Genomic DNA, 18013 nt, shown 5'->3' on the forward strand with positions numbered 1-18013 from the left:
GGGAATGGATATTTTCGAGGTAAAATCCATTGAAGGACATAAAAATGAGCTGTCCAAACTATTAATTGAGGTGGTAAATGATGGGGCGTCAATAGGGTTTCTGCCCCCGCTTGATCATGTTGAGGCAGAGGAGTACTGGGGGAATTTGTTAAAAAGCGATGATGTGGTTTTATTTATAGCTGTAATGGATGGGAAAGCTGCCGGAACAATCCAGCTCCATTTATGCCAGAAAGAAAATGGAAGCCATCGTGCGGAGATTGCAAAATTAATGACTGATCCCTCCATCCGCAGAAAGGGTCTGGGACGCATGCTATTAAAAGCGGCAGAAGATAAAGCGAAACAGGAGGGCCGAAGCCTGCTTGTGCTTGATACAAGAGAAGGTGATGTTTCCAATATCCTTTATCAATCAGCAGGATATGTTAAAGCAGGCATCATACCAGGCTTCGCACAGTCTGAAAAAGGCGATCTGGAGGCAACAGTGATTTACTATAAAAATCTAAACCTGACTTATGACACAAAAACTTCAAGTTAATAGAAGGCTGCTCTTAATTTTTCATTTATAATGATAAGGTATATTATATTTAACAGATGTATTTCTATTTACAAAGGAGTTTATATGGTTATTTTCTATCCGCTGGGACCGCTGGGAGTTTTAAATGAGAGTAAAAACCGGGAAGCGGCACAGCTTTTCTACGGATTTATGCAATTTGAACAAGGTATGTCTAAAATGGAGCAATACGGTTTTTCCTGCCTGCTGAAATGATTCAATCCGAATACTTTTGGTCACCGGTTAAACTCTCACTGGAAATTGCCTCTATTTCGCTTCTCGCTGTTTTAGTGATAGGGGTTTTTGCTGCAAAACTGATGGCAAATCGGACATTTAGAGGCCAGGCAATTATAGATACTTTGCTGCTTTTGCCATTGGTCCTTCCGCCATCTGTTGTAGGATTTCTGCTGATTGTGGTTTTCGGAAAGCAATCCTTTGTCGGCAGAGGGTTTGAATGGCTGTTTAACGGGCCAGTCATTTTCACGTGGTGGGCTGCTGTTATTGCAGCGACGGTTGTAGCCTTTCCTCTAATGTATCAATCAGCCAGGGCAGGTTTCGAATCCATTGACAATGAGATTGAAGACGCCTCAAGAGTCGATGGTGCATCAGATTTAAAGGTTTTTCTGTATGTAACGATGCCGCTGGCTTCTAAAGCCATCATGACAGGAGCAATACTAAGCTTTGCAAGGGCAATAGGAGAATTTGGTGCCACATTAATGTTTGCAGGCAATATACCCGGAAAGACACAAACACTTCCTACCGCGATCTACGTTGCTATGGATTCAGGAGATATGGAACTGGCTTGGATGTGGGTTTCAATTATATTACTGATATCAACTTCCATGCTTGTGTTCATGAATTTTATAAAGAAACGGTTTTAGTTAGGCGGAATGCAGTCATGTGCAATCCGCCTTTTATTTGTTTGAACCATTGGCATGATTCAAGTCGGTAAGCACCACTCGTTCTTGATTATTCAATCCGAAAGGCACTATTCTCATTTATAAGCGCCATTGACTGATGCTAAATCAGCCTGAAAGGCACTATTGGCATAGATAAGTGCCATTCACTCAAGCAGATTCAGCATGAAGGGCACTATCTAAATTTAAGGAGAGCCATTCGTTCTTATTAATCAACCATGAATCGCACGGCCCTACAAAATGATGTTTAGACGAAGTAACGTACAAATATATCCCTTTTTAATCTTTTATCAGCTGGTACAGCCTTAACATTTCATCTCTGCTGAAGATTTTCGGAACAGGATAAAGGGGATTGGCTTCCTTTAAGGCACGTTCAGCCATGATTGGAATGTCACTGTCTTGAATTCCGCTGACTTTTGACGGAATCCCCATTCTGCTGTTTAGGGATTTTATGCTAAGAATAAAATTTTTGGCATTTTCTTCAGCCGAATCTGACGCATTGCCAATACGTGCGGCCACTGCCAGCTCAGCTAAAGGATCCCATACTGCCTCACCATAATGCTCCAGTACATATGGAAGGATGACGGCATTTGCCAAACCGTGAGGGACCGAATAAAAGCCTCCGAGCGTATGGGCAATAGCATGAACATTGCCAACATAGGCCCTGGTGAAAGCCAGTCCTGCGAGATAAGCAGCCTTCTGCATGTTGGCTCTTGCCGTCAGGTTTTCACCATTCTGGTATGCTTCATAAAGATTATCATAAATTAGCCTGACTGCATCAATGCTGAATTTTTTAGTCTCTGCTGTATTGCTTCTGCCAATGTAGGCTTCGACGGCATGGGTTAGTGCATCCATACCGGTTGCTGCTGTTATAGAAGGAGGCATTTTTAATGTAATCAAGGGGTCAAGAACTGCATAATGCGGGATTAAGTTCAAATCAATGATCGCATATTTTTCATGTGATTGGCTGTCGGTAATGACCGCTGCAACAGTGGCTTCACTTCCAGTTCCTGCTGTGGTTGGGACTGCAAAGATTGGAGGGAGCTTTTTTCTAACCTTAAATTGACCTTTCAATTGTGATATGCTTTTCTCCGGCCTCACAGCTCTTGCACCAACTCCTTTGGCGCAATCCATCGGAGAACCCCCGCCAAAAGCAATTATCCCCTGGCAATCGTTCTTTTTATATACCTCCAGTGCTTCTTCTATATTAGTAATTGTAGGATTTGGAATGGTTTTATCATATATATAAAATTCAATATTCTTTTTCTGTAAATTTAACAGCAAACCATCCATTAGGCCAAGAGCACTGATGCCGCTGTCAGTTACAATCAGAATTCTGCTGATGTCTTTCTTCCTAATCACATCAGGAAGTTTGTCCAGGCTATTGGAACCTTCTAATAATTCCGGTTCCCGCCATGGCAGAAATGGCGATGCCAGCTTGAAAGTTTTTTGAACTATTCGGCAGTATGCATTATACATTCCCTCACCCCTAAATTTATCGGAAAATTCTAATATTATAAATCATATATACCTTTATGTTAAAGATGAAGTCAATATGCTGAATGAATAAAATGTTCAGTGTTTAAAATCCGTTAAAACAAATGAATTCAACATACTCTGAGCTTTTCTTGTTTTCACTGTGTAATAAAGAAAGAGTCTTTCAATCCGGAATATTGACATAATCATAAATGTATTTTATAATTATCTCGAAATCAAGATAAATCAATTCGAGGTATTGAGGCAGGTGATAATATGAAAAGGTTGTGCCCTAACCCGGCATTCCTGATTCTCATGCAGACATCCAAATCCATTCATGAATGCATAAAGGACAGTATCACCAATTATAGCCTTAGCATGACCGAGTTTTCAGTGCTGGAAGCTCTATACCATAAAGATATGCAAACGATACACGAAATTGGAAAGAGGATATTAATTACGAGCGGCTCAATGACCTATGTAATTGATAAGCTTGTGGAAAAGGGATATGCCAAACGAATCGCATGTCCGAATGACCGCCGGGCGATTCATATTGGTTTAACTGATAAAGGGAATAAGTTACTGGAAGAGATTATGCCGAAACACCAGCAGTGGGTGAACTCTTATTTTGAGGAATTGGATTCGTCTGAGCTGGATCATTTAATAAAACTACTTGAAAAAGTGAAAAGACGAACAGAGATTTAAATTGCGGTTTCATATCTTGAAAGGAAAATACTTGGATTAAAATGAGTTTTAATGGCTAATTTTAGGTTACATTAAATAGGATATGAGAAATCGCCATCGAGCGGAAATTAATTCCTATTGTAGTTAGGGAACCGGATTAAAACGAAGGGGGAAGATACTATGGAACATATTTTTCAACAAGGAAAAGATCCATCTAAACCTGTATTATTGCTGCTTCACGGAACAGGAGGTACAGAAACTGACCTGCTTCCGCTTGCAGAACATATTGATCCGGAGGCCTCTGTTTTAAGTGTGCGCGGAAATGTGCTGGAAAACGGTATGCCGAGATTTTTCCGCAGGCTGGCAGAAGGTATTTTTGATGAAGAAGATCTGATTTTTCGCACTAAAGAATTAAACGGCTTTTTAGATGAAGCCGCACAGAAATACGACTTTGAGCGTGAAAATATTGTGGCAATTGGCTATTCAAATGGAGCTAATATTGCAGGAAGCTTATTATTCCATCATGAAAACGCCTTAAGAGCAGCGATTCTGCATCATCCAATGGTTCCAAGGCGTGGTGCTGAATTGCCTGACCTTAGCGGCACATCAGTATTTATCGCAGCAGGAACCAATGACCCGATTTGTCCAGCAGAAGAATCCACTGATTTACAGTCTTTATTGGAAGGTGCAGGAGCGAAAGTCGAACTTCACTGGGAAAGTTTTGGACACCAATTAACCATGGGTGAGGTTCAGGCTGCAGCCCGCTGGTATAAAGAAATATAAAAATAGTTAATCTAATGAAATAAAAGGAAGATAATGAGTGAATAGGCGGTGCTGACATGGGTATCCTATCAAGGTTATTTGGAAATTCAGCTAAAAAGGAGACGATTAATATGGAAAATGTAAAATTGGCAGTCATTTTTTACAGCATGGGCGGAACAAACTATCAATTGTCTAAATGGGCGGAGGAAGGCGGCAAAGAAGCTGGTGCGGAAGTTAAAGTTTTTAAGGTTCCAGAGCTGGCGCCGCAATCAGCAATTGAAGGTAATCCTGTATGGAAAGCAACTGTCGAGGCGACAAAGGATGTGCCTGAAATTAAGCCGGATGATCTTGAATGGGCAGATGCCATTATCTTCAGCGTGCCGACCCGTTTCGGAAATATGCCTTCCCAAATGAAGCAGTTTCTTGATACAACGGGAGGACTTTGGGCGAAAGGAAAGCTTGCGAATAAGGCTGTAAGTGCAATGACTTCAGCCCAAAATCCGCATGGCGGTCAGGAAGCAACTATTCTTTCGCTTTATACCACGATGTACCATTGGGGTGCGATTGTGGCTGCTCCTGGTTATACAGATCCCGTTCTCTTTGGAGCAGGGGGCAATCCATATGGAACAAGCGTAACGGTTGACCAGGATGGAAAAATGATTGAAGATGTGAAAGAAGCTGTTAAGCATCAGGCGAAAAGAACTGTCACAGTTGCCGGGTGGATTAAAAAGGGGAATCAGTAATCATAGAGGGAGCAATTGTTTTCCAATTGCTCCCTCTACATGTAAAGGGGAGAAATGGCGTATGGGAAATGAGGAGATAACTAAGCGGGAAATCGCTTCAGTCAGAAAAGTAAAACTGCAGGAGCATAGCCCTATTCATACAGCAGGCCCTGTGATTGAACCAGGGAATTGGGAAAGGTTTGACCCATTCCTTCTGATGATGGAGGATAAATTTCAAAAGGGCGCGTTTGACGTCCATCCCCATCGCGGTATAGAAACTGTAACGTATGTCATTGAAGGGGCTATTGAGCATTTCGATAGTCATTCCGGTGAAGGAGGCGTGTTAGGTCCTGGAGATGTTCAATGGATGACAGCGGGCAGCGGTGTCGTTCATAACGAAGTGCCATCAGAAGGAATAACTGCCCATTCTCTGCAGCTGTGGATCAATCTTCCCAGCGAAAAGAAAATGACAGCGCCACGATATCAAAATCTTAAAGGCAGTGAAGTTCCAGTCAGAGAGGAAGAGGGTGCTGTTTTTAAAGTCTTCTCCGGATCCTCGAAAGGGGTTGTATCTCCTGCCCTAAATCATGTGCCTGTAACGATGGTTGAAGCAAGGATGAAAAAAGGCGCGGCAGCCTCGATTGACCTGCCTGGCAGTTACAAGGGCTTCATCTATATTTTAGAAGGAAGCGGTGTTTTTGGAGAAAATAAAGCTCATGCAGCAAAAGGCCAAGTCCTTGAATTGGGAGATGGCGGGAACGCTGAAAGCGAAATTTCTGTTAAAGCCGAAGAGCCTATGCGCTTTTTACTTTATGCAGGCGAGCCAGTCAAAGAACAGGTTGTTGCACGTGGACCGTTTGTTATGAACACGGTAGAAGAAATACGAACCGCTTATAAGGAATATATGGAAGGAACCTTTCTAAAATAAAAATATGGGTGAGGAGCAATCATATGGTTGCTCTTTATTGTTGTTGAGGTATGCTTTCAGAAGGAAATTACCTGTTTTTAGAGAAGTACAAATCAAATCCAAATAAGGAGCTGACTATTATGTACGAAGTAAAAACAAAAGAGAACGATAACAGTGTAATTGAATTTATAGAAAAAGTTGAGAGCCCTAAAAAGAGGGAGGATGCATATAAGCTTCTGGATAACTTTACAGAAACGGCCGGTTATCAGGCAAAAATGTGGGGACCAAGCATCATAGGTTTTGGCTCGTATCATTATAAATATGCAACTGGTCATGAAGGGGATGCACCACTTGTTGGCTTTTCGCCGAGAAAGGCAAAAATAAGCCTATACTTTGCACCCGGGGATAAAAAAAGAGCTGAAATGCTTGAAAGGTTTGGAAAACATACAACCGGAAAAGCTTGCGTTTACATAAATAAGATTTCAGATATCGATGTAGAAGTTCTAAAGGAATTAATTATTCAATCAATTGATTTTTTAAGGGAGACCTACCCGGAGTAATAGGAAGTCCAGCTTATCTCGAACCTATGCGGAAGAAAGACTTAGTGCAAATCCACCCGGAGGGGGATTGTAGTATTATTTACCAGGTTACATCACCTTCAGAATAATATATTTTTTAATTAACTATATTATTTTGAAGGTGAGCTTATGCAGCCAAGTCTAACACCCATCAAGCCGGTGGCAAGGCGCGGAAGTAAAAAATTATATGTCTCCATTAATAAAAAGTTTGTACTCAGCCACCTCGTTTCAGCAGTGTGGCTGACTTTTTCTATATATCTATCGCTGCCCTGGCTGAAGGACTTATCGGAAATTGTCACGCTCCCGATCAGTATTCTTATTATTGGAGGCATTGCCTATGTGCCTGGCTATATGAATGCTTTTCTGGTGATGAGCCTGCTTTTGGACAGGCAGCCTTCCTTTAAAAATCCGGATCCCGATAAGGAAGTGACTTTGCTGGTAGCTGCCTTTAATGAAGAGAATACAATCTTTCAAACGTTAAGCTATGTGGCAAGCCAGGATTATAAAGGCAAAATTAAAGCTATTGTTATAGACAATCGTTCTTCAGACAATACCTATTGCGAATTAGTAAGGGCTTCAAAAGAGCTTAACCTTGAAATCAAAGTTTTGAAGGAATCCAAGCCGGGAAAATTCCATGCATTAAACAAAGGGCTGCAGCATGTGACAACAGAGTATGTTATCACGCTTGATGCCGATACCCTGCTTCATCCTTCAGCTGTCCGCTTTTTAGTAGCACGCATGGAAAGCAGTCCTGAAGAAGTGTGTGCCGTAGCGGGCTCCATGCTTGTGCGCAATAGCCGAGAAAACATATTGACTAAAATACAGGAGTGGGACTATTACCTGGGCATTGCCTCAATAAAAAGGCTGCAGGGGTTATATCAGGGAACGCTGGTTGCTCAGGGGGCATTCAGTTTGTACAAAACAGATTCTGTCCGCCAGGTAAATGGCTGGCCCGATGCAATTGGCGAAGATATTGTATTGACATGGAGACTTCTTCAGAAGGAATGGAAAGTGTATTTTGAGCCGCTGGCTGCAGCATTTACTGATGTTCCTTCCAATCTAGCACACTTTGCAAAGCAAAGGTCCAGGTGGGCAAGGGGAATGATTGAGGGCTTGAATGAAATTAAACCATGGAATCAGCCCCAAATTTACACAAAATACTTAACAGGCGTTAATCTGGTTATGCCATATCTGGACATGGTGTATACTTTCTTCTGGATCCCTGGATTGATTCTGGCATTCTTCGGTTATTTCTGGATAGTTGGCCCGATGACATTGTTTGTCTTGCCGCTTACCATTTTAAGTTACGGTATTTTATATATGTATCAAAAGCATTATGTTTTTAATAATCTGAATCTGAAGGTTAGAAAAAATGTAATAGGGTTTTTTACATTTATCCTTTTCTATCAGATGATTATGTCGCCCATATCGGTATGGGGGTACTTTCAGGAATTTTTCAAATTAAAGCGTGTCTGGGATTGATCCTTCGCTGTGGTAAATGGCGGAGGTTTTTTGCTATTTTTAATGCACATTTTTCTCCATCATTCTTATAATATTGAAGAAAAATGAATTGCAGAGTTATTTTTATTGCTTTTGGTTTGCGTTGGAGATAAAATGTTTACCAAAGTAAACTTTTTAAGATAGGCGCATATACTTTTAGTAATCTTGGATATATATTTTTTTAAGGCAAAAGTTGCCCTGGAGAAACTTTTTGGCAACAGTGAAAAAGGAGAGAGTGAAATGTCGCAGGAAGTTTTATTTGCATTAGGTCTCACATTGTTTGCCGGCTTAGCGACAGGTATTGGCAGTTTAATGGCTTTTTTTACTTCTAGAACGAATACGAAGTTTTTATCATTGGCACTTGGGTTTTCCGCAGGTGTAATGATTTATGTCTCTATGATTGAAATCTTTGTAAAAGCAAAAGATGCACTTGTAGGAGCATTAGGTCAAGTAAACGGCAACTGGGCAACTGTTGGAGGTTTTTTTGGGGGGATAGTCCTTATTGCACTAATTGATCGGTTTATTCCTAAAAAGGATAACCCGCATGAAGTGAGAACAGTTGAAGAAATGAATGATGCAGGCAAGGTCGTCGAAGATCCGGCACTCTTGAAAATGGGGACCTTTGCAGCGTTGGCAATTGCGATTCATAACTTCCCGGAAGGAATTGCTACTTTTACATCGGCACTCCAGGACCCGTCGCTGGGAATCGCCATTGCTGCGGCTATCGCAATCCATAATATTCCAGAGGGGATTGCTGTCTCAGTTCCTGTCTATTATGCCACTGGGAGCAAGAAGAAGGCTTTTAAGCTCTCATTTTTATCAGGGCTGTCAGAGCCAATCGGCGCATTTGTGGCATACTTGATTTTAATGCCATATTTAAACGATGTCATGTTTGGTGTCATTTTTGCCGCAGTTGCCGGGATAATGGTGTTCATTTCTCTTGATGAATTATTGCCGGCTGCCAAGAAGTATGATGAAGCCCATACCTCTATTTATGGTCTTGTGGCAGGGATGGCCGTCATGGCGCTCAGCTTGCTGCTGTTTTTATAACTAAAAAAGCAGTCTCCATCACTGATGCAAGTGAAGGGAGCCTGCTTTTTCAATTTACATTTTAATGTCCTGTACCCTTGTCAAAGTTGCTGCCGCTGACATCAGCAATATTTTCTATAGCCACTAATGCATTCGGGTCGATATCTTCCACAATCGAACGGAGCGTAGATAATTCAATCCGTGTTACGATGGTATAAATGATTTTTTTCGGTTCTCCAGTAAAAACACCCTGGCCCTGAATATAGGTCATTCCCCGCCCCAATTGCTTCAGGAGCTCGGCAGAGATTTCTTCAGGCAGATCAGAAATGATCGTAACCGACTTCAGCTCTTCCATACCTTCCACAACGATATCAATCATTTTATAAGCAATATAATAGGTGATAATGGAGTACATGGCTGTTTCCCAGCTGAAAACGAGGAAGGCCGCAAGAATAAATATAAATACGTTGACAATCATGATAAATTGGCCTACAGACACCGGTCGCTTCTTGCTGACCAGGATGGCGATAATTTCTGATCCATCCAAAGCACCGCCAGTTCTGATCACAAGGCCGACCCCTGTACCGAGAATGACAGCGCCAATGACTGTGGCTAAAAATAAATCATTGGTTACCGGCTCAAAATGGTGCAGGTAAGCGGTACTGGCAGATAAAACTATAACACCATATAACGTATGTATCGTAAATTTCATTCCTATTTTACGGAAGCCAATATAGAGAAATGGCAGATTTAGAACAATCAGGAATATACTCATGGTCATCCCGGTCAGTTCAGCAGCGATAATGGAAAGACCGATAACCCCGCCATCTAGAATATTATTGGGAACGAGGAAAAACTCAAGTCCTGCCGCTGCAATCACCGCACCTATCGTGATCATGATGAGCTGTCTAATCTCTTTTAATACCCTTTTTTTCTTTGTCATTGCCAATATGATCAAGCCCTTCTTTATTAAATACTTTCATATTATAGCACTTGTTTAGAAAAATCTTTAAGCAGGAACCACTTTACTGCAAAAAAAAGGAAATAAATACCTAAATGTTGAATGTAATTAATCGGATTAAAAAAAGCGAGGTAAATATATGACTGCTGTTTATGTGGATTGGGGCGGAGCAAGGATAAAATTAACCTGGAAGGAGGCAGCATTTCCTCCAGATAGAGAATTTATAACCAGCGCCCATGGGTTTTGCTTTTTAGAAGGAAAGGTTTTATTAGTGAATTTGCAGGACCGGGGGTGGGATATTCCCGGAGGACACATTGAAAAAGGTGAAAGCCCAGAACATTGTTTTAAGAGAGAAGCTAAGGAAGAAGGTTATGTGGAAGGGCAGTGCACACAAGTGGGATATATTATTGTGGACCATACCGAGAATCTGCTGTGGAATGAAAGAAGTGTATATCCCAAAATAGGCTATCAAGTATTTTATCATATGAATATAGAAAGGATGCTCGACTTTGAAGCCCGGTACGAGTCATCAGAAAGGATGCTGGTCGATCCTCTGCAAATAGCTGATTTTTCCGAGGGATGGCATGAAACACTTGCTCAGGCTTTGAATGCAGCAATGAAAAGATTATTTGGTGAACCATAAGGAAAAAGAGCAGGCCTGCTCCTTTTTCCATCATGATCCGTTTTTATTCTGAGCCAACTTTTTTCGGTCTTTTGTGCCGGGCGGCTTTTCCATCCAATGATTTTTAATCATAATGTCTGCTCCCGTTTTGGCATATTTGGCAATTTCAATGGACAAGCGTTCATAATTCATGGCCAGATCGCTGCGCTGGCTGGCAGCTGCTGCCGTCGCATAATTTCCGGTTCCCGCTGCACTGATTAAACTCATATGGAACATTATCAGCTTATCTGAAAAAGTCTGTGTAACCGAATTGCTGACACTGACATCAGGCAGACGGGGGGTTGGAATATCATTTTGCAGCAGAATATCTGTAAAGATTTTAATATGTTTATTAGCTATTTCCGCACCTCTGAGCATAAAATCTGAAACCTCTTTTACTGGTGAGGTCTGAGCAAAACTGAGGCTTAAGTTTACCCCCATGGCATTGGTCATGACATTCATATATAGATGTGATATTTCTATAGCATTTAATGGTCTTTTATTGGACAAAGGATTCAGCCCGCTTAAATAACTCTTGCTGTCTATATATTCAGTCATAGGGGGTGTTTCAATAGAAGGGTGCCTTGCCAGCAGGCCTTTGGTAAGGGCAATCCGGGTTGACTTATTATATAGAACGGAAGTTTCATGAAGCCCATTTGTAAAGTAGTCACATATGTCTTCCCGTGAACTCATAGAGAGAAAGCCGCCATAAGAAATAAGACCTGTCCGAGCCATATGGTTTATATACGTTAAACAGAAAATATCAGAAAAGAGCCATGGGGCAGACATCATGACATCGTTATCAGAAAAACCATTTGGCACCGGCAGCTCACTCTGCTGAAAGAACCTGGCAAGTTTTTTTAAATGGGTGACGGTCAAATCATATGCGTATTGGACTGCTCCTTTAATTTCTTTGTCCTTCAGATCTTTAAGCATAAACCCTAAAATGCACTTAGCCATGCTGTCATTCATATAGGAAGTCCATAAAGATGCAATTTCAGCTGCTGTGAGCCGTGTCTTATTCTTCTGCATTGGATTGCCTCCATCTTACGATTAATAACTATGATTGATATTTTTTCCTTTAATGTGGTTCTTATTCTTATTTGTAAAGACTGGATTAAGAATCAAGATCAGCTTTGGAAAGGAGTCTGATTATTTGAAAAGAATTATGGTGATTGGGATTTCAGCAGGCGCAGGAAAATCAACATTTGCCAGAAAATTGGGTGAGAAAACAGGCATTGAGGTACATCATCTGGATGCTGTATTCTGGAAGCCCGGCTGGGTGGAAAGCGGACTTCAGGAATTTTCGGATGCACAGCGTGAACTTGTGAAAAAACAGCAGTGGATTATTGAAGGCAATTACAGCAATACTTTTGAAATCAGAGCAGCTGCGTGTGATACAGTCATATATATTGAACTTCCCCTGTATGTCTGCCTGTACAGGGTAATGAAGAGGTGGCTGACCAATCTTGGTAAAACACGGCCTGATATGGCAGCCGGGTGCAAAGAGAAAATGGACTGGAAATTTATAGAGTTCATTCTGACAACTTACGGATCCCGCAAAAAGAACATGGCTGAACGGCTTGACAGATTTGCAGCAGAAGGTAAAAAAGTTATAGTACTGAAAAATAAATCGGATATTGATTCATACATAGAAGATTTTGATGTTAAGACAAACAATGCTTCATAGAATACAAAAACCCCTGCATTTTTGCAGGGGTTATTCTTTACTGATTTTCGAAATATTTACCCGGCCTGAAAAGAAGACGGCACCGCCGCCCATATCGGAAAGCCGGTCCGGAGTCAGCGAATTGACCTGATGTTTTGTTCCTGGGGCGTCTGCCCATATTCCCTGTGAAACAACAGTACCAGGAAGGACAAGGTCTCCAACTGCCGCTTTGAGTTCGCATTCCCCCCGTTCATTCCAAATTCGAATCAGTTCACCATTTTTTATTTCAGCAATTATAGCATCTCTTGTATTTATGTGAAGACGCGGTTCCTTCTCCATCGCTGCATGCTTTGTATTATTTGAAAAAGTTGAATTCAAAAAGTTATGGTTCGGTGCAGGCACAAACAGAAAAGGGAATTTATTTTCTTCCTTCAGCGGTATGTATACCGGCAGAGGAGGAAATCCATCATCTTTCATTCTCTGCGAGTATAATTCTATTTTTCCGCTGGGCGTTTGCAGCCTGCCAGGAAAAAGCGGTTTTACCCTCGCTTTGATAAACTTGTTTTTCTTAAGGGAGTCAGCATTGATTTCCCCAATAAAGGGGTTTGCTGGAAAATTTAATGCGGCATCCATCATTTCTTCTTCCGTTTCTTTAAATACAGCATCATGAAAGCCCATTCCTTCTGCAAGAAGCCGAAACACTTCGACATTAGATTTTGACTCGCCGTATGGTTCAATGACTGGCTCCTGAATTTGCATGTAATGGTGCCAATAGGAGGAATAGATATCCGTATTCTCAAAAGAAGAAGCCGACGGCAGTACAATATCAGCATACTTGGCTGTTTCGGTTAAGAACAGATCATGGACAACAAGGAACAGATCCTCCCTCAGCAGCCCTTGACGTACTTTATTCCCTTCTGGTGCAACAACAGCAGGGTTGGTTCCATAGACGTACATAGATTTAATCGATTTTTCCTGTTCAAGCAGTGCCGAACCAATCCTATTCATATTAATGATGCGTGTATCCTTTTTGTGCAGGAGGTCAGGCCTTTGAAGAGCTCCAGTATTAAAAGTGAGAAAGCCGGAGTTTCCCTTAATGGCACCGCCGCCTTTTAAGAGCCAGTGGCCTGTAATGGCAGGCAGACATGAAATGGTGCGGATGCACATTCCGCCATTGTCGTGATGCTGTGTCCCGTTGCCGATTCGGATAAAAGCAGGGGAAGCCTTTCCATACATACGGGCTAATTTATAAATATCATTTTTCGGCACACCTGTTATGCCTGCTACTGTTTCAGGATCATAATCCTTCACATGTTCACGAAGTTCCTGGTGGCCAACCGTGTACTTTTTCAGAAAGTTCTCATCCGCCAAATTTTCGGCAAACAAGACATGCATCATGCCAAGGGCCAGAGCAGCATCAGTGCCGGGAGTGATAGGTATAAACCAGTCGGCCATTTTGCCAGTCTGGTTTTTATGGACGTCAATCACGACGATTTTCGCACCGCTTTTTCTTGCTTTTTGTGCGAGAACCATTTGATGCATGTTCGTGCTGACTGCATTAATGCCCCATAGAATAATGAGCTTTGAATGGATGGTATCCTCCGGATCTATTCCAAAGCTCCCGCCCATTGTATATGTATATCCAGCAGTACCGGCAGATTGACAAATCGTCCTGTCAAGGCGTGTCGCTCCGAGTTTATGGAAGAAACGACGGTCCATTCCTTCTGCGTTTAATCTGCCCATATTTCCGTAGAAACTATATGGCAGGATGCTTTCAGGGCCATTCTTGACAATTAGGTCCTTCCACCTGGAGGTGATCGTTTCTATCGCCTCTTTCCACCCAATCCGTACAAAGTGGCCATCACCTTTGGTGCCAGCTCGCTTCATTGGATATTTGAGCCGATTTTTATCATAGATCCTTGATGGCATGTTGCGGACCTTATTGCAAATATTTCCCTGTGTTACGGGATGACTGGGATCTCCTTCAATTTTTACGATTTTTCCTTCTTTTTTATGAACGAGAAGGCCGCATTGATCGGGGCAATCCAAGGAGCACACGGATGGGAAAACACCATTTAAGGATTTGCTGTAAGAGTTCATGTCCACATACTCCTTCCTCATTGTATTTCGATCATAACATAAAATTCAGTTTATTTGATGGCCGTCTGAAGGCATCCAGCAAATTTCTATAATGAAACACCAAACCTCATATTTGAAACTATGCTTTGAAAAAACTTATGTAAAATAGGTTTGATAGATACGATTGGTTCAGAATACATCCGAGCAGGTGAACAGGGAAATGGCGCTAAAAATTGCGATTGTAGATGATCATAAGCTCTTCAGAGAAGGGGTCAAACGGATACTGGAAATGGAAGAGGACCTTGAAATAGTTGCTGAAGGGGCAGATGGCCGTGATGCTCTCATTATAGATAAGAATTATAAGCCTGACGTTATGATTATGGATATCGATATGCCTAATATGAATGGCATCAAAGCAACGGATAAGCTGAATGAAAACAAATCAAAAAGCAAGATCATTATTTTATCTTTTTACGATGATGAAAATTATGTCACGAGGGTGCTTCAGAATGGTGCAGCCGGATACCTGCTTAAGGATATTGGTGCAAAAGGGTTAATCGAAGCCATCAGGATCGTTGCAAGCGGCGGCAGTTATCTGGATCCCAAGGTTACGCAAAATATTATTAAGGAATACAAAAGACTTACAGAAATGAATTCACGCAGCAATCATGCTTCAAGTCAGAACTATCAGCGCCCTCTGCATATATTGACTCGCCGCGAATGCGAGGTGCTGCAGCTGCTGGCTGATGGGAATAGCAATACTGGCATCAGTAAAGCACTTTTCATTAGCGATAAAACGGTTAAAAATCATGTAAGCAGCATTTTGAGAAAGATAAAAGTTCATGATCGGACACAGGCTGTCCTTCTTGCCATCAAAAAGGGCTGGGTCAGAATCAGTTAGAGCCAATGATGTAATTTCAAAATTAAGGCATGTTCTCCTGAGCATGTCTTTTTTCTCGTTGAGCAGCAATAATGGATGAGTAAGCAGAGACGGTAATAGAAAAGATAACTTTGAAGAGCTTGAAAGTTAGGTGATAAAATGAATCGGTTTTATAAACGCTATTCAGATTTAATCTTTCATTTGCTCAGTGAAAATAAATGGATCAGTTTAGCTCAGCTGGCAGAACGAACAGGTTTTTCAAAAAGCACGATATGGCGTGATCTGGAATTCCTGGACACTATACTGCCGGAGGATTGGAAGCTGGAAAGGCATGAGGCTTTTGGCGTTAGGCTGAGAAAACCTGAAAGCGGGACTCTGGAGAGCATTTTAAGAGAAATTCGCGATAAGAATACTTATTTCCATACGTTAAAGCTGATTTTATTAAGCGATGGAATAGATATTTCTCTGATATCCAATGAGGTGCATATAAGCCGTTCGACCGCATACCGCCACATTGAAAAGCTTCAGGAGGTTCTTCAGGAATCACAGCTTACTTTAACTTCGAGTCCTTTCAAAGTAATCGGTGATGAAAGAAATATCAGGCGTTTTATCATGCAATACTTAGATTTAATGAGCTTTAAACCGGAAGCTGAGAAGGATTGGCTGTATTCCGGGGATTTTCAGTCGGCGTTGCTGGAGCAGACCTCGAGCTATTCGATGACTCTCCGGACAGGAGCCGTTCAACGCCTCAAAATGATCTTATATATTTCAAACCTGCGTATGTCTATGGGCTATTTTGTTTCATTTCCAAAAACTTTGGTGGATGCATATAAGGAAAGTAAATTTTTTCTATCTGCTAAGGAAATAGTGCATTTTATGCCTAAAGCCAATATTCCTTCCAGGGAAACACAGCTCCAGGAAATACTTTTCTTTGCCATTTATTTAATGAGTGAGGAAAGGCCGACGAATAGATCGGAGCATCTGCGTTATCTCCGCAGGAGAAGGATAGGCGAAAGGGAACATCCTTTTTCTGTCTACTTAGAAGACCTTTCGAATATTGCTGGCTTCAATTTAACAGATGATGATATCTTTCTATTTCACATTTACCAGACATTCAAGAGAATTTATCTTGAAAAAGAATTAAATACCGAAACACTCCATAGCTCAATGATGCAATATCTTCCATATTATGAGACTAATCCACTTTTCAAAACAATAGAGGACCTGGGAGTCAAAACATTCTCGAAAGTCCCCCTTATTTTTAAAAAGCTGGATGTTCTTGAAATCTTTACTCTTCTCCAGGCTGCTATTCTGCGAAAGAGGAATAGGCATGTAATACAAGCTGCGCTTGTATGCCGGACATATTATGAAAAAGATTATATTAGGGAAGTGCTAAAATATCATTTTGGAAAACAGCTTTCTATATCAACGCTTGATTCATCAAGCATCGATTTAATATCAGAATATGAAGAGTTTGATCTGGTCATATCAACCGATTTTGATCATTCTTCCAAGCTTAAAGGGGATCTGCCGGCCATAAATGTTTCTGCATTTCCGACAGGATCAGAGCTTATGGAAATCAGGCAATTCATTCATGATCATTTTTTAAAACAAATGGACCTTGACGAAGAGATGATCTATCCCTATGAAAAGCAGGATGAGACATACAAATAAGGAGACGCCTTCAAGCTGGAGGTGTTTTTTTATTTATTTTTTAAAACCTGTTGAATTTGATAATCATTATCAATTAAAATAAAGTTAGATGATAATCGTTTTATTACATACACAGTTTTGATTTTAAGGAGGCGAGGAGTTGATCAAAAACCCTCAAGTATCCGTCCGCACAATGACTGACCAGAACTTAACCGACTTTATCCGGTGTCCCTATAAATTTTATTACACACATATTGAAAAGAAAAAACATCCTCTCGGCTGGCGTCAGGCCATTCAGCATATTATCAATAAGGTCGTTTCATCCTATTTTCAGCTGCCGCAAAGCCATCGGTCCCCTGCAAATGTGCTGGCGCTTATCGATCAATATTGGGGAAGGCTGGAGCTGCGCATGTTTGATTCCCAGCTCCAATATTATATGGCTGCAGCTGCCGTAACAGATGGATTAATGAGAAACTTAAGCAGTGAATCTGAAATAGCTCAGCCGCTGTTTTTGTATGAAAAGTTTAAAATGAATCTTAAAGAGCTGAATGCAGATCTTTCTTTAACTTTTGATGTCGCGGAATGGCAGCAGGATTCTTTTATAGTGAAGAAATTCCTGGTGGATGCTGATGAGCAAATGCTTGAGCTTTATTGTCATTTAACAGTGGTTTTTTCAGAAAAGGTATTTGGAATAAGGCCGGCCAGGATTGAGGTCGTGACATTAATGGATGGAGAGAAGCATATATTCACTCCAAATAAAGCTAGCCTGGAAGCGGGATTAAACTATCTTCAGATGCTGAAGACACTTCTCGAAGACACAAAGCTGTTTTCGGATTTGTACAATATGAATGAGTGTCCTGCCTGTCCTTTTCAGGGAGTCTGCGACAGGGATGAAAAGAATGAGAGAAAACAAAAATACTTATGCTAAAAAGGGCGCCTGGGGAAAACCAGGCGCTTCTGCTGTTTATGAACATCCAGAACCGGTTTA

At 41.3% G+C, this 18013-nt stretch carries 19 protein-coding genes; 15 read left to right on the forward strand and 4 right to left on the reverse strand.

Annotated features, from left to right (window positions below; translation table 11 throughout):
• The first annotated feature begins 4 nt into the window (after positions 1-4).
• The 3 genes from JI665_RS20860 (at position 5) to modB (ending at position 1428) form a co-directional block, all read left to right on the forward strand.
• Complete coding sequence (locus tag JI665_RS20860; protein ID WP_206843575.1) at positions 5-532, forward strand: GNAT family N-acetyltransferase; 528 nt, start codon at positions 5-7, stop codon at positions 530-532.
• An 84-nt stretch (positions 533-616) separates the two neighbouring features.
• Positions 617-763, forward strand: coding sequence for a hypothetical protein (locus JI665_RS20865; RefSeq protein WP_206843577.1), 147 nt, complete (start codon positions 617-619; stop codon positions 761-763).
• Positions 760-1428, forward strand: coding sequence for a molybdate ABC transporter permease subunit (gene modB, locus JI665_RS20870; protein WP_206843588.1), 669 nt, complete (start codon positions 760-762; stop codon positions 1426-1428). The genes JI665_RS20865 and modB overlap by 4 nt, the downstream gene beginning before the upstream one ends.
• A gap of 315 nt (positions 1429-1743) precedes the next feature.
• Here the strand turns inward: modB and JI665_RS20875 are convergent, their stop codons facing one another.
• Positions 1744-2943, reverse strand: a complete 1200-nt coding sequence (locus JI665_RS20875; protein WP_206843590.1) for an iron-containing alcohol dehydrogenase — start codon at positions 2941-2943, stop codon at positions 1744-1746.
• Between the two features lie 273 nt (positions 2944-3216).
• On the opposite strand from JI665_RS20875, the gene JI665_RS20880 reads away from it, so the two are divergent.
• From JI665_RS20880 to zupT, 7 genes are all read left to right on the forward strand, one after another.
• Positions 3217-3645, forward strand: a complete 429-nt coding sequence (locus JI665_RS20880; protein WP_206843591.1) for a MarR family winged helix-turn-helix transcriptional regulator — start codon at positions 3217-3219, stop codon at positions 3643-3645.
• Between the two features lie 159 nt (positions 3646-3804).
• Positions 3805-4407, forward strand: coding sequence for an alpha/beta hydrolase (locus tag JI665_RS20885; protein ID WP_206843593.1), 603 nt, complete (start codon positions 3805-3807; stop codon positions 4405-4407).
• 110 nt (positions 4408-4517) lie between these two features.
• Positions 4518-5129: an NAD(P)H:quinone oxidoreductase gene (gene wrbA / locus JI665_RS20890; protein WP_113881368.1), complete on the forward strand. Its 612-nt coding sequence runs from the start codon at positions 4518-4520 to the stop codon at positions 5127-5129.
• A gap of 61 nt (positions 5130-5190) precedes the next feature.
• Positions 5191-6036: a pirin family protein gene (locus JI665_RS20895; RefSeq protein WP_206843620.1), complete on the forward strand. Its 846-nt coding sequence runs from the start codon at positions 5191-5193 to the stop codon at positions 6034-6036.
• Positions 6037-6155: 119 nt separating this feature from the next.
• Entirely contained in the window at positions 6156-6575 is a 420-nt protein-coding gene (locus JI665_RS20900; RefSeq protein ID WP_206843623.1) for a DUF1801 domain-containing protein, read from the forward strand.
• A gap of 147 nt (positions 6576-6722) precedes the next feature.
• Entirely contained in the window at positions 6723-8075 is a 1353-nt protein-coding gene (locus tag JI665_RS20905) for a glycosyltransferase family 2 protein (protein ID WP_206843625.1), read from the forward strand.
• A 258-nt stretch (positions 8076-8333) separates the two neighbouring features.
• Entirely contained in the window at positions 8334-9143 is an 810-nt protein-coding gene (gene zupT, locus JI665_RS20910; protein WP_009333594.1) for a zinc transporter ZupT, read from the forward strand.
• A gap of 61 nt (positions 9144-9204) precedes the next feature.
• Here zupT and JI665_RS20915 read toward each other — a convergent pair whose 3' ends face one another.
• Positions 9205-10065, reverse strand: coding sequence for a YitT family protein (locus JI665_RS20915; RefSeq protein ID WP_206843974.1), 861 nt, complete (start codon positions 10063-10065; stop codon positions 9205-9207).
• Positions 10066-10222: 157 nt separating this feature from the next.
• Between JI665_RS20915 and JI665_RS20920 the strand changes: the two genes are divergently transcribed.
• Positions 10223-10726: an NUDIX domain-containing protein gene (locus JI665_RS20920; RefSeq protein WP_206843627.1), complete on the forward strand. Its 504-nt coding sequence runs from the start codon at positions 10223-10225 to the stop codon at positions 10724-10726.
• Between the two features lie 30 nt (positions 10727-10756).
• On the opposite strand, the gene JI665_RS20925 is transcribed toward JI665_RS20920, so the two are convergent.
• The gene (locus JI665_RS20925; protein ID WP_206843629.1) at positions 10757-11776 is read right to left on the reverse strand and encodes a DUF3231 family protein; all 1020 of its coding nucleotides are present in this window, start codon (positions 11774-11776) and stop codon (positions 10757-10759) included.
• 124 nt (positions 11777-11900) lie between these two features.
• On the opposite strand from JI665_RS20925, the gene JI665_RS20930 reads away from it, so the two are divergent.
• Positions 11901-12434: a topology modulation protein gene (locus JI665_RS20930; RefSeq protein ID WP_206843631.1), complete on the forward strand. Its 534-nt coding sequence runs from the start codon at positions 11901-11903 to the stop codon at positions 12432-12434.
• Positions 12435-12464: 30 nt separating this feature from the next.
• Here JI665_RS20930 and JI665_RS20935 read toward each other — a convergent pair whose 3' ends face one another.
• Entirely contained in the window at positions 12465-14513 is a 2049-nt protein-coding gene (locus JI665_RS20935) for a molybdopterin-dependent oxidoreductase (protein ID WP_206843634.1), read from the reverse strand.
• Positions 14514-14712: 199 nt separating this feature from the next.
• Here JI665_RS20935 and JI665_RS20940 point away from each other — a divergent pair, with 199 nt between their 5' ends.
• The 3 genes from JI665_RS20940 (at position 14713) to JI665_RS20950 (ending at position 17953) form a co-directional block, all read left to right on the forward strand.
• Positions 14713-15393, forward strand: a complete 681-nt coding sequence (locus JI665_RS20940) for a response regulator (protein WP_206843636.1) — start codon at positions 14713-14715, stop codon at positions 15391-15393.
• 138 nt (positions 15394-15531) lie between these two features.
• Positions 15532-17046: a helix-turn-helix domain-containing protein gene (locus JI665_RS20945; protein ID WP_206843644.1), complete on the forward strand. Its 1515-nt coding sequence runs from the start codon at positions 15532-15534 to the stop codon at positions 17044-17046.
• A gap of 139 nt (positions 17047-17185) precedes the next feature.
• Positions 17186-17953, forward strand: coding sequence for a hypothetical protein (locus tag JI665_RS20950; protein WP_206843660.1), 768 nt, complete (start codon positions 17186-17188; stop codon positions 17951-17953).
• Positions 17954-18013: the final 60 nt, after the last annotated feature.

Source organism: Bacillus sp. NTK034 (assembly GCF_017303275.1).
Taxonomy (GTDB): domain Bacteria; phylum Bacillota; class Bacilli; order Bacillales; family Cytobacillaceae; genus Cytobacillus.